Origin of the sequence: Actinocatenispora thailandica (assembly GCF_016865425.1) — a bacterium.
In the GTDB taxonomy this organism is placed as follows: domain Bacteria; phylum Actinomycetota; class Actinomycetes; order Mycobacteriales; family Micromonosporaceae; genus Actinocatenispora; species Actinocatenispora thailandica.
Genome location: NZ_AP023355.1, coordinates 1,441,689 through 1,454,119, shown reverse-complemented (window position 1 = coordinate 1,454,119; position 12,431 = coordinate 1,441,689). Strand labels below are relative to the sequence as shown.

General features: G+C 71.9%; 7 protein-coding genes and 5 pseudogenes. All 12 read right to left on the bottom strand.

Annotated features, from left to right (window positions below; genetic code table 11):
* Window positions 1-349: 349 nt before the first annotated feature.
* Window positions 350-1,342, bottom strand: a pseudogene (locus Athai_RS06510) (AAA family ATPase); the annotation flags it as partial.
* Between the two features lie 23 nt (window positions 1,343-1,365).
* Complete coding sequence (locus tag Athai_RS06505; RefSeq protein WP_203960646.1) at window positions 1,366-3,945, bottom strand: fibronectin type III domain-containing protein; 2,580 nt, start codon at window positions 3,943-3,945, stop codon at window positions 1,366-1,368.
* 180 nt (window positions 3,946-4,125) lie between these two features.
* Window positions 4,126-5,028 (bottom strand): GTPase Era, encoded by a 903-nt coding sequence (era, locus tag Athai_RS06500; RefSeq protein WP_203960645.1) that lies wholly within the window; start codon window positions 5,026-5,028, stop codon window positions 4,126-4,128.
* Window positions 5,021-5,383 carry a cytidine deaminase gene (locus Athai_RS06495; RefSeq protein ID WP_203960644.1) on the bottom strand — a complete coding sequence of 121 codons (363 nt, stop codon included), beginning with the start codon at window positions 5,381-5,383 and terminating at the stop codon, window positions 5,021-5,023. The genes era and Athai_RS06495 overlap by 8 nt, the downstream gene beginning before the upstream one ends.
* Window positions 5,376-6,658 (bottom strand): annotated as a pseudogene (locus tag Athai_RS06490) (hemolysin family protein). Before Athai_RS06490 ends, Athai_RS06495 begins: the two are co-directional and overlap by 8 nt.
* Window positions 6,659-6,737: 79 nt before the next feature.
* The gene (ybeY, locus tag Athai_RS06485) at window positions 6,738-7,238 is read right to left on the bottom strand and encodes an rRNA maturation RNase YbeY (RefSeq protein WP_203960643.1); all 501 of its coding nucleotides are present in this window, start codon (window positions 7,236-7,238) and stop codon (window positions 6,738-6,740) included.
* Between the two features lie 23 nt (window positions 7,239-7,261).
* Window positions 7,262-7,588, bottom strand: a pseudogene (locus Athai_RS33955) (PhoH family protein); the annotation flags it as partial.
* Between the two features lie 276 nt (window positions 7,589-7,864).
* A pseudogene (locus Athai_RS33950) lies at window positions 7,865-8,095 on the bottom strand (LAGLIDADG family homing endonuclease); the annotation flags it as partial.
* Between the two features lie 564 nt (window positions 8,096-8,659).
* A pseudogene (locus tag Athai_RS33945) lies at window positions 8,660-9,358 on the bottom strand (PhoH family protein); the annotation flags it as partial.
* 200 nt (window positions 9,359-9,558) lie between these two features.
* Window positions 9,559-10,959, bottom strand: coding sequence for a serine hydrolase domain-containing protein (locus Athai_RS06475; RefSeq protein ID WP_203960641.1), 1,401 nt, complete (start codon window positions 10,957-10,959; stop codon window positions 9,559-9,561).
* 310 nt (window positions 10,960-11,269) lie between these two features.
* Window positions 11,270-11,614 carry a histidine triad nucleotide-binding protein gene (locus tag Athai_RS06470; protein ID WP_203960640.1) on the bottom strand — a complete coding sequence of 115 codons (345 nt, stop codon included), beginning with the start codon at window positions 11,612-11,614 and terminating at the stop codon, window positions 11,270-11,272.
* A 51-nt stretch (window positions 11,615-11,665) separates the two neighbouring features.
* Window positions 11,666-12,394 (bottom strand): 16S rRNA (uracil(1498)-N(3))-methyltransferase, encoded by a 729-nt coding sequence (locus Athai_RS06465; RefSeq protein WP_203960639.1) that lies wholly within the window; start codon window positions 12,392-12,394, stop codon window positions 11,666-11,668.
* Window positions 12,395-12,431: the final 37 nt, after the last annotated feature.

Sequence of the window (12,431 nt, the reverse complement as noted above, 5' to 3'; positions counted from 1 at the left end):
AGCCGGACTGGCCGTAGTCGGACTGGCCGTAGCCGGGTTCGGTGTCGGCCCGGCCGTACTCCGCGCCGTACTCGGTGCGGTTCTGCTCGCGGCCCTGCCCGGCGCGGCCGTAGTCACCCTGGGCGTACTGCGGCGGACCGGACACCGGGCCGCCGCCGGCCGCGGCCGACCCGTACGATCCGGGCACCCCGGCGGACCCGGCCGCGGGCTGGCCGTAGGTGCTAGTCGATGGCGCCATCCCGCCGGACACCGGCGCCGCCCCGGACGTCGGCGCCGACTGAACCGATCCGCCACCGGCCTGTCCGCCACCCGGCTGAGCCATGCTCCCGCCACCGGCAGGCTGGGCCGGACTCGCGCCGCCAGCGGGCTGCGGGACCGGCACGGTGGCGAGCGCCTGCGCCACCACGTCGTCGGCGGAACCGCCGCGCAACTGCGCGTCCGGGGTCAGCACCAGCCGGTGCGCGATCACCGCGGAGGCGAGCGCCTTGAAGTCCTCCGGCAGCACGTACCCGCGTCCCGAGGCCAGCGCGTACGCCTGGGCGGCCCGGGTCAGCGCGATCGCGCCTCGCGGCGACAGGCCGAGCCGCACGTCGTCGTGCCTGCGGGTCGCCGCGGCCAGCTGCACGGCGTACCCGTACAGCGCCTCGTGCAGGTAGACGCGGTGGGTCAGCGCCGACGCCGCCGCCACCGTGTCGGTGTCGGTCACCGGCGACAGGTCGTCCGGCGAGCGGCGGACCGCGCCCCCGCGCAGCACCTCGATCTCGCTCGCCTCGTCCGGGTAGCCCACCGACAGCTTCATCAGGAACCGGTCCAGCTGCGCCTCCGGCAGCCGGTACGTGCCGTCCATCTCGACCGGGTTCTGCGTCGCGACCACCTGGAACGGGTTCGGCACCGGATGCCGCAACCCGTCGACGGTGACGTGCCGCTCCTCCATGACCTCCAGCAGCGCCGACTGCGTCTTCGGCGACGCCCGGTTGATCTCGTCCCCGATCACGATGTTCGCGAACACCGGACCCGGATGGAACTCGAACTCCTTGGACGCCTGGTTGAAGATCGTCACGCCGGTCACGTCGGACGGCAGCAGGTCGGGGGTGAACTGCAGCCGCCGCACCTCGCCGGACAGGCTCGCCGCCATCGCCCGCGCCAGCGTCGTCTTGCCCGTCCCCGGTACGTCCTCGATCAGCACGTGGCCGCCCGCGAACAGCGCCGTCAACGCCAGCCGTACCACCTCGGGTTTGCCCAGCACGACCTGCTCGACGTTGCGCTGCAGCGCGCCGAACACCGACACGAAGCCGGCCACCTCACGCTGCTGCGGCGGCCCGTCCTGCCGCGGGTAACTCACTCACGTGCTCCTGGTCTCGTCGATCAACAGGTCGGCAACGAATCGCGGGTGCCCGTGCTCATGTCCGAGTACGCCCACGGCACGTAGCCGCTGCCCGGAATCTTGAGCCAGATCGTGCTTCGCCGGTTCCCGTTCTGGTTGTACGCGTAGATCTCCTGGCCGCTCGCCTTGCACTCGACGTTGACCGAGGAACCCTGCTTCCACCGTCCCACGCTCGTGCCGCTCTGGTTCGGAGCCGGGTAGATACCGACCGAGCAGTTCGGCTGCGCGTTCTGGCAGGCGTTCCTGGTGCTGATGACCGTCGTGTCGCCGGACGCCGAATCGGATATCGACTGCTGATAGGCATCGTTGACCGTCGCGGAGAAGCTATAGCTCGATGACGGATGCAGACCGGAGAAGGTGTGCGAACTGTTACCGGTCGCACACGACTGGCTTGCACCACCACCGATCGAAACCGTGCACTTGGTCGCAGACTGGCTCGTAGACACCCGCACCGTGATCGAGGTGGTGGTCTTGCCGGTCACCGAGACCGACACGGTGGGCGCCGGCGGCTTGCCGGTCGTGGCCGTGACGCTGGTCTTCTCGCTGGTCCCGGCGGCGTTCTCGGCCCACACCGTGATGGTGTGCTTGGTCGCCGGTTGCAGGTTGCCGAACGTGTGCGAGGTCGTCGATTCCTTCTGGGCCGTGCCGCCGTCGAGCTGGACGTAGTACTGCGTGATCTTGCTGCCGTTGTCGGCGGCCGGTGGCCAGCTCACCGTCACACTGCTCTGGCTCGTACCGCTGACCGACACCTGCGGCGCGCCGGGCACCGTGAACGGGGTGACCGCGTTGCTCGGGGAGCTGGGGTCGCTGGCGCGGCCGTTGGTGCCGCGCGAGGTGACCGTGAACGTGTACGACTGGCCGCCGGTCAACGAGTCGAAGGTGGCCGAGGTGGCGTTCACGATCTGGCTGCCGGCGCCGCCGGAGGGCTGCACCACGTAGTCGCGGGCCTGATCCGCCTTGCCCCAGGTGACCGTGACCTGGCCCTTGTCGGTCACCGTCGCCTTGACGTTCTGCGGCACGTCCGGGGTCGCGCCGCCCGGGGTCACCCGGTCGGACAGCGCCTCCGGCGAGGTGCCGAACTTGTTGGTCGCGGTCACCGCGAACGAGTAGGACTGGCCGTTGTGCAGGCCGGTGATCGTGGTCGACCGGCTGCCGCCGCCGAACGTGCGGTGACCGCCGTCCCAGCTCACCTGGTACTGCTGGATCGGGGCGCCGTTGACCGCCGGCTGCGGCCAGGACAGCGACACCTGGTGGTCGCCGGCCAGCGCGGTCACCGGGATCGGCGGGCTGGGCGGCCCGGTGTGCTGCTGACCGGGACCCTGCGAGCCGTTGCCGCCGCCGCGGCTGTGCCCGCCGTTGCCGCCGTGCTTGCCGTTGTCGCCCGGAGCGGGCGCGGCGATCACCGACAGGTCGCCGTCGCCGCCGGGCACGTCGGTGCGGTACTTGTCCACCACCCGGGTCACCCCGTCCGGATCGACGACCCGCGCCACCGAGGCGTCCGGCGCGTTGATCGTCAGGTGCCCCTCGCGGACCTGCAGGTCCAGCGGGCCCTGCGCGCCGGCCAGGCCGAGAGTGCCGAGGTTCTTGCCGGACTTGTCGAACACCAGCACCTGGTGGTGCTTGACGTCCGGCACGTAGATGCGGCCGGAGAACGGGGTCGCCGGGTCGGGGGTGACCCCGTCCGGCAGGTCGAAGGCGCTCGGCCTGGTCGGCTTGCTCAGCCCGACCGGCAGCACCTGGCCCGACTTCGGCAGCGTCACCACGGCCAGGTCACCGACGGTCCGGGCCGGCACGGTCGCGCCGGTCAGCGGCTGCGGCGCGGTCAGCGTGGTCACCTTGTCGGTGACCACCGCGATGTCGCGACCCGACGTGTCCGCCGCGAGCACCCCGTGGTCGAGCACCGACACCGCCATCGGATGGCCCGGCGGGGTGGCCGACTCGCTCCGCGCCACCGCGGCCTTCTTGGTCGACAGCGACACCGACGCCACCGTGCCCTGGGACGGCACGCCCACCCACAGCTTGCCGGACGCGTCGAAGTCACCGCCGGCCAGCGGCGCCGGCAGGTGCAGCGTCGCCCCGGTGGTGCGCAACGTGGCCGGGTCGAAGCCGCGGATCTCACCGGTGCGCTGGTCGATCAGCGCGGCCTTGTCGCCGGACAACGCGACCCGCACGCCGGAGCCCTTGGTGACCTGGAGCGACCCGGTGAACCCCATCCGGGTCAGGTCGACCGAGGTCACCTTGCCGCTGTCCAGGTCGTGCAGCAGCAGGTACTTGTCGTTCTGGGTGATCTCCACCCGGTGGCCGCGGGAGTCGGTCAGCGGCTGGTTCTGGTCCACCCGGCCGGAGTTGGCGTTGACCCGGCTGACCTGCCCGGGCTTGCTGCTCCACAGCCACACGTTGCCGTCCGCGACGTCCAGCGAACGGCTGGTCGCGCCGACCCCGAGCACGGTGCCGACCAGGCCGACCGACATCGCCAGCACCAGGCCGACCGAGATGAACCCGCCGCTTCGCCTGGCCGGCAGGCGGCCCGCCGACGGCTGGGTTGCTCCGCGACGTCGCATCCGAACGCTCCTCGTTGCCTCGACGGGGCGCCCCGAACGGTCGATCGACGATCACCGATGTCCAGTCGGGGGGCGGGCTGGTCTGGCGACATACCTGCTCGATGATACGAGCAACCGCACCACCGCCCCAGACCGCAAGCAATGCTCACCAATCGTTCGAGCAGCGGCTACCAAAAGTGATCAGAAACCGAGCTTGCGCAGCTGCTTCGGGTCGCGCTGCCACTCCTTCGCCACCCGGATGTGCAGATCCAGGTACACCTTCGTGCCCAGCAGCTGCTCGATCTGGGTCCGGGCGACCGCGCCGACCCGCCGCAGCCGCTCCCCGCCGCGGCCGATCACGATCGCCTTCTGGCTCGGCCGCTCGATGTACAGGTCGGCGTAGATGCGGGTGAGCGGCTCACCGCCGCGGGTGGTCTCCTCGGTCATCTCCTCGACGAGCACCGCGATCGAGTGCGGCAGCTCGTCCCGCACACCCTCCAGGGCCGCCTCCCGGACGAACTCGGCGATCCGCACCCGGGTCGGCTCGTCGGTCGCCACGTCGTCCGGGTAGAGCATCGGGGACTCCGGCAGCCGGCCGATCATCAGTTCCGCCACCAGCTCCACCTGCTCGCCGGCCACCGCGGACACCGGCACCACCTCGGCGAAGTCGGCCAGCTCCGAGACCGCCAGCAGCTGCTGCGCCACCGTCTCCCGGCTGGCCAGGTCGGTCTTGGTGACGATCGCGAGCTTCGTCGCGCGCACCGACTGCAACGCCCGGACGATGAACCGGTCACCGGGGCCGATCGGCTCGTTCGCCGGCACGCACAGCCCGATCACGTCCACATCCGACCAGGTCTCGGCCACCAGGTCGTTGAGCCGCTCACCCAGCAGCGTCCGCGGCCGGTGCAGCCCCGGCGTGTCCACCAGCACCAGCTGCGCGCCCGGCCGGTTCACGATGCCGCGGATCGCCCGCCGGGTGGTCTGCGGCTTCTCGCTGGTGATCGCGACCTTCTCCCCCACCAGGGCGTTGGTCAGCGTCGACTTGCCCGCGTTCGGCCGGCCCACCAGGCAGCCGAACCCGGCCCGGAACTGCGGCTCAGCCACGGTAGGCGCCGAGCACCGTACCGTCGACGCCGGCCAGCAGCACCGGCGCCGCGCCGGCCAGGTCGCGCACCGCGGACAGGCCCGGCTCGTCCACCGCGTCCGCCGCGGTCACCACCGCCGCCGCCTCCAGCCCCGGCGCACCCGCCGACACCGCCTGCGCCACCGCCACCTGCAACGCCGACAGCGCCAGTGACGGCAACGCCACGGTGGCCGCCGCGTACGTCCGGCCGTCGGTGTCGCGCACCGCCGCGCCCTCGGCCGCACCGACCCGGCCGCGGGCCGCCCGGCTCAGCGTGACCAGCTTCGCGTCCTCGGCTTCCAGCTCGGCCGCCGCCGGCCGCAACGTCTCAGGCATCTGCTGTCTGTTCCTCACGATCTTGGTCGGTCGCCGGCGGCTGCACCCGGCGCACCAGCACGGTATCGATGTGGTTGCGGCGCCCCGTGGTGCCCTCCGCGGTCAACCGCAACCCGGCCACCGTCGCGGACGCACCCGCGAGCGGCACCCGGCCCAACTCCTGCGCGAGCAGCCCGGACACGGTCTCCACGTCGTCGCCGACCAGATCCACGTCGAACAGCTCGCCCAGATCCTCCACCGGCAGCCGGGCGCTGACCCGAACCGACCCGTCCGGCAGGTGCTCCACCGGCGGCCGCTCCACGTCGTACTCGTCGGTGATCTCCCCGACGATCTCCTCCAGGATGTCCTCGATCGTCACCAGCCCGGCCGTCCCGCCGTACTCGTCGACCACGATCGCCATGTGGATGCGCTGCACCTGCATCTGGCTGAGCAGGTCGTCCACCGGCTTGGACTCCGGGATGAACTCCGCCGGGCGCATCACCTCCGACACCGGCACCTGCCCGGACTGCCCCTGGGTGCGCCGGACCAGATCCTTCAGGTACGCCACGCCCAGCACGTCGTCGACGCTCTCACCGATCACCGGAATCCGGGAGAAACCCGACCGCAGCGCCAGCGCCAGCGCCTGCCGGGCGGTCTTGCTCGCCTCGATCCACACCATCTCGGTACGCGGCACCATCACCTCCCGCGCGATCCGGTCGCCGAAGGTGAACACCGAGTGCAGCAGCTCGCGCTCGTCGTGCTCCACCACCCGCGCTGCTCGGCCAGATCCACCAGCTCGCGCAGCTCCACCTGGGTGGTGAACGGCCCCTCCCGGAACCCCTTGCCCGGCGTCATCGCGTTACCGACCAGGATCAGCAGCGTCGCGAGCGGCCCCAGCGCCCGGCCCAGCCAGCGCACCACCGGCGCCGCCACCAACCCCACCGGGTACGGGTTCTGCCGGCCCAGCGTGCGCGGCCCCACCCCGACCAGCACGAAACTGACCACCGTCATCGACCCCGCGGTCACCAGCGCCGCGAGCCAGCCGGTACCCCAGGCGTCCACGGTCACGAACGCGACCACCGTGGTCGCCGCCAGCTCGCACACCAGCCGCAGCAACAGCAGCAGGTTCAGGTGCCGGGGCAGGTCGCCGAGGATCGAGACCAGGGCGCGAGCCCCCCGGTCACCCTCCCGGACCAGCTCGCCGGCGCGCGCCTTCGACGCCGAGGTCAGCGCCGCCTCGGTCATCGCGACCAGGCCGGCCAGCACCACCAGCGCCGCGGCCACCAACAGGACCATCGGACTCACCCGACCGGCACCCCGCAGCGGCGGCGCCGCGCCTGCGGTCGCCCCGCCGTACCGCCGTGTCCCGCCGCCATCAGGACTGCTCCGGCACCTCTCGCCCGTCCCGGGCGGCCTGCCAGCGGCTGAGCAGTTTGTTCTGCAGCGCGAACATCTCCCGCTCCTCCTCCGGCTCGGCGTGGTCGTAGCCCAGGATGTGCAGCACGCCGTGCACCGTCAGCAGGTGCATCTCGTCCGCGGCGCTGTGCCCGGCCGCGGACGCCTGCTTGGCCGCCACCTCCGGGCACAGCACGATGTCACCGAGCATCGCCGGCTCGCTGGCCTCGGCGCCCGGTGCGCTCGGGCCACGGTCCGGGCCCGCGCCCACCTCGTCCATCGGGAAGGCCAGCACGTCGGTCGGGCCGTCGCCGCCCATCCAGCGGTGGTTCAGCTCCGTCATGTACGGCACGTCGACGAGCAGGACCGACAGCTCCGCGAGCGGGTTGACCTGCATCTGGTCCAGGGTGTAGCGGGCGACGTCGAGCACCGCGTCGGTGTCGACCTCGACCCCGGACTCGTTACTGATCTCGATGGACACGGGTCCTCTTCTACTGGTGTCGGTCAGCGCCGGCGCCGGGCCGGGCGGTCGTCGTCCTCGTCGTGCTCGGCGTCCCACTTGTCGTACGCGTCGACGATCTGGCTGACCAGCTTGTGCCGCACCACGTCGGCCGAGCCGAGGGTGGAGAAGTGCACGTCGTCGAGCTCGCCCAGAATCTCGCGCACCACCCGCAGCCCGCTGCGGGTGCCACCGGGCAGGTCGACCTGGGTCACGTCGCCGGTCACCACGACCTTCGACCCGAACCCGAGCCGGGTGAGGAACATCTTCATCTGCTCGGGAGTGGTGTTCTGCGCCTCGTCGAGCACGATGAACGCATCATTCAACGTGTTGTGCGTAACCAGAAACTCCTCCGTGACGTACAGCGAGTCGGCCGCCGCCACCTGGATACACACCGCCTCGGCCGCGCCAGCCGGTTCGATGCGATGGATGTATCGCATCGGGCGACCACCGCCCGTCGCCGAGTATTTCACCACCTTCCGGTTGAGCCGGAACGGAACAACACCGGCGGGAAGCCGGATGTCCAACACGAACGAGTCGTTTCGATGCGGGACCGGCCGCCCGTTGGCCCGGCCTGGCGTACGACCGGCCAGTGCACGCACCCGGGTATGCGCGACGCCGCCCAAAGACTGGACCAGGAAGACAACATCATCCCGAAGCTGCGCCGAGGTCGTCGTGTACTGAATCCGGCAGGTGCGGCCCCGCTGGGTCACCGGACCACCATCGGAGTCCAGTAGCCCCTGAAGCACAGCCAAACGGACGGCAGGCGAGTTGAACAGGTACTCCGGCGGGACGAACTTGCTTTCTGAACGCTGACCGAGCAGGCCCAATTCACGCATGATCAGCGTCACCGGGTTCGCCATCGTGATCACATCGCCCGGCTGCCGTTCACGGTTCAGCACGTAGTCGGGTCCGCGCTTGTGGCGCGCCACGATTCCCGGGATGGCGCTTTCAAGGGCTGCAGCAAGCTCCGGATCCATGGTAGAGAAGCTCGGAGTCGTCGAACCGGTCAGGCAGCCGTCGCCGAGAAGCAGGCCGAGCGCATATGGATCCAGCGGAACGCTCACCGGCTCGAACTGTGCTGGCCGCGACAGCAGTGGCAGTTCGTACCGGTGATAGTGCCCGGCCCAGAGGTTGTCCACCATTTCGTGGGTCTGGAGCACCCGCGACTTGCCCCGACGGCGGTCATCACGAGTCATGACCGTCCACAGATGGTCGGCCGACGCAAGGGTGCTTGCCCCATCCGAGGTGAATACCCGATAGATGTCCTTTTCACCTTGTGGGTACACACCAAGGACGGGAGTTGGCTCACCGTTCGAGCCGATGACGAGGTCACCGACCTGCAAGTCACCGATCGGTTGGAAGCCGAGGGGCGTGAGCACCTCGGTGAACACCGGCTGGGCACGGCCACGCATGTATGCCAGGGGGGCCACCTCGATGGTGCCGTTGGTGGTCAGCCGCGGGATGGAGTCGGGGTCGACCATGTCGTGCAGCGCGTCGTACAGCGGGCGCAGGTACGGGTCGATCTTGTCGTACAGGGTGCCGGGCAGGAAGCCGAGCCGCTCACCGGCCTCGACCGCCGGACGGGTCAGGATGATCCGGTTGACCTGCTTGGCCTGCAGCGCCTGCACCGCCTTCGCCATCGCCAGGTAGGTCTTGCCGGTACCGGCGGGGCCGATGCCGAACACGATGGTGTGGCTGTCGATGGCGTCCACGTAGCGCTTCTGGCCCAGCGTCTTGGGCCGGATCGTCCGACCGCGCCGGGAAAGGATGTTGAGGGTCAGCACCTCCGCCGGCCGCTCCTCGGTGCCCTGTTCGAGCATGCCGACAGTGCGCCGGACCGCGTCTTCGGTCAGCGTTTCGCCTTTCTCGATGAGCTCCAGCAGCTCCGCGAAGAGCCGCTCGGCGAGGGCGTTTTCGGCCGGCTCGCCGGTGAGGGTGATCTCGTTGCCCCGGACGTGCACGTCGCTCTTGATCGAGCGCTCCACCAGCTTGAGCAGCTCGTCGCGGGCACCGAGCAGGCTCACCATGGTGTGCGGGTCGGGGACCGTGATCTTGGTCGTTACCCGGGCGTGCCGCAGGTCGGCTGCGCTACTGGTCATGGGTCGGCCGCTGCGGGCCATGCCTCCAGACGTCTCGGTGGCTACCGGTCCCCATCGTATCCGGCGGAGCGCCCGGGCCGCGCCGCGTTTCCGGCGCGTTTTGCCCGGATCCCGGCCCGATCACCGGAAAAGTCCGGGCAATCGGGCCGGAATCACCGGCGCCGTCCGCCCGGCCCCGTCCCCGGGCCGAGCGAGGCCGGTCAGGGCCGGCTCGCCCACACCCCGTCGAACGTCTGCTGCTCGCGGGTGAACCGGTAGGTCGCCCAGTGCAGCCGCACGATCCGGCCGTCCTCGTCCCGGGTCAGCCGCAGCGGCTCGCCGATCTCCCGGCCCGACACCGAACGCAGCAGATCCGGCCCCTCGATCCCGAACACCGCCGGCGGTACGCCCGGCGCATCGTCCGCGCCGCTGGCCTCCACGTGCCCGTCGCGCCAGCGGAACACGTACTCGAAGCCCTCACCCCACCAGTGGCCGAGCAGCCCGGCCCACTCGTCCGGCACCGGGGTACCGATCCGCCACGGCCGGATGTCGGCCGGGTCGCGCTCGACCGCGGCGTCCAGCAGCGTGGTGGACAGGCCGAGCGCGCGGTCACCGTTGCCGGCCGACAGCAGGACGGCGGCGGCGAACGCGCCGGGCACGTCGGCATCGGTGCCCGGTACCCGCCCGTACGCCTCGGCGAGGAAGCCGGGCATGGCGCCACCGTGGCCGACGTCGCTCCCGCGGTCCCGGCCGGGCCGGACGACCAGGCCGAGGCCCCAGCCGGCCTTCCACACCTGCTCGTCGCGCAGCACGCTCGGGTGCCGCATCTCGGCCAGGGTGTCGGGGCTCAGCACCGCACCGTCCGGGTCGATGGCGGCGGGGTCGGCGAGGAACGCGCCCCAGCGCGCCAGTTGTGACGCGGTACCCCACAGCTGCGCGGCCGGCGCGACACCGCCGAGGTCGGTACGCGGCTCCGGGCGGGCGTGGTCGGACCAGGCGTCGACCAGGTAGCCGGTGGCGGCGTTGGGGCCGGGTTGCAGGGTCAGCGGCAGGTCGAGCGGGCTGAGGATGCGCTCGTCGAGCACCTCGGCCCAGGTACCGCCACGCTTGGCCGCGGCGAGGTGGCCGAGCAGCGCGAACGCCAGGTTCGAGTAGTGGAACCGGCGGCCCGGCGGCAGGATCCGTTCGGCCTGCTCCAGCCCGGCGAGCGTCTCGGCCAGGCTCGGCACCGCCAGGGTGTCCCAGATGTCGCCGTAGGGTTCGCGTTGCAGGCCGGCGGTGTGGCTGAGCAGGCGGCGGATGGTCAGGTCACCGTGCGCCGGCACCGACAGGTGCGCCGACACCGGGTCGTCGAGGTCGAGCAGGCCGTCGTCACGGCACTGCAGCACCAGCACGGCGGTGAACGTCTTGGTGATCGAGCCGATCCGGAACTGGGTGTCCGCGTCGAGGGTGACCCCGCCGCCGGCGTCCCCCACCTCGAAGGTCCACAGTGGACGATCAGCGCGGTGCAACGCGACCTGTACCGCGGGCACCCGGGCGGCACGCTGGGCCCGCCGCACCGTTCGCTCGTAGTACCGCGCGACGTCGGCCGGCGTCGTCGGGCGATCCACCCTTGCGCTCATCGCCGTCCCGCCTTCGCCGGCACGGCGACGAGGCACCACGCCCGATGCCCGAGCTTCGCTCGCAGACGCTCACTCACTTGCTGTTGCTCCATCTCGACAAGGGGACGCGACACGGCCGGAGACGCCGTCCGTACCTGCTGCGCTTCGGGTTCGACCAGGGCCCGCTTCGGGTTCGGCCAGGGCCCGCACCGGCGTCGGTGACACGGCCCGCCGCGAGCGGCGGGGGCCGCGACGCCGGCCCGCGGCCAGCGGGGCACGCCGCCCCCGAAGCCGGGGCCGCCGCAGCCGGCACGCGGACGTCGAGACAGGCCTACCCGGGCGGCCAGGTCATGGTGCGGCCGCCGAGCACATGGCAGTGCACGTGCGGCACGGTCTGGTTGGCGTCCGGCCCGGTGTTGAACACCAGCCGGTAGCCGGACTCCGCGACGCCCGCCGCCTGCGCCACCCGGTGCGCGGTCGCGACGATCTCGCCCACCAACGCCGGGTCCGCCGCCGCGGCCTCCGCCGCGCTCGGATGGTGCTCCTTGGTGATCACCAGGAGGTGCGTCGGCGCCTGCGGCTCGATGTCGGCGAACGCCAGGGTGCGCCCGGCGTCGTCGACCACCTTCGCCGGGATCTCACCCGCAACGATCTTGCAGAACAGACAGTCCGTCACACCCGCATCCTAGGCCGCGCCTCGCGCGGGGTCCCGCACCAGGTCACGGGCTCAGTGCCAGCGGCCGGTGACGGCGGCGAGCACGGCGAGGGCGGCGACCCCGGCGGTCGAGGTACGCAGCACCTCGGGGCCGAGCCGGACCGGGGTCGCGCCGGCCGCGGTGAAGGCGGCCAGCTCCTCCGGCGCGACACCACCCTCCGGCCCGACCACCAGCAGCACGGCGCCCGTCGCCGGCACCGGTGCGGTGGCGAGCGGGGTCTCCGCGTCCTCGTGCAGCACATACGACGAGTGCCCGGCGAGGCGCGCGGCGAGCGCCGCAGTACCGACGGGGTCGGCCACGGCGGGCAACCAGGCGCGGCGCGACTGCTTGGCGGCCTCCCGGGCGGTGGCGCGCCAGCGGGCCAGCGCCCGCGCGCCCCGGTCGCCCTGCCAGCGGACCACCGACCGGGCGGCCTGCCACGGCACGATCTCGTCGACGCCGACCTCGGTCATCGTCTGCACGGCCAGCTCGCCCCGGTCGCCCTTGGCGAGCGCCTGCGCCACCACCAGCCGCGGCTCGCGGGCCGGCACCCGACGGTAGCCGGTCACCTCGACGTCGAGCACGCCCTTGGCGACGGCGGACACCACGCAGTCGGCGACCGCGCCGGCGCCGTCCCCGAGCAGCAGCGTCTCGCCGACCCGCAGCCGGACCACGTCGGCGGCGTGATGGCCCTCGGCGCCGTCCAACCGGTACGTCCCGGTTTCCGGCACCGACGGCACCAGGAACAGCGCGTCGGTCACGCGCCGCCCCGGGCCAGCCTCGGGCTGATCACGGCGG

What these genes read in the sequence shown, in the direction of transcription:
- Athai_RS06475 (WP_203960641.1), bottom strand. Translation starts at nt 10,959, where the DNA reads ATGAGCGCAAGGGTGGATCGCCCGACGACGCCGGCCGACGTCGCGCGG.
- Athai_RS06505 (WP_203960646.1), bottom strand. Translation starts at nt 3,945, where the DNA reads ATGCGACGTCGCGGAGCAACCCAGCCGTCGGCGGGCCGCCTGCCGGCC.
- Athai_RS06495 (WP_203960644.1), bottom strand. Translation starts at nt 5,383, where the DNA reads ATGCCTGAGACGTTGCGGCCGGCGGCGGCCGAGCTGGAAGCCGAGGAC.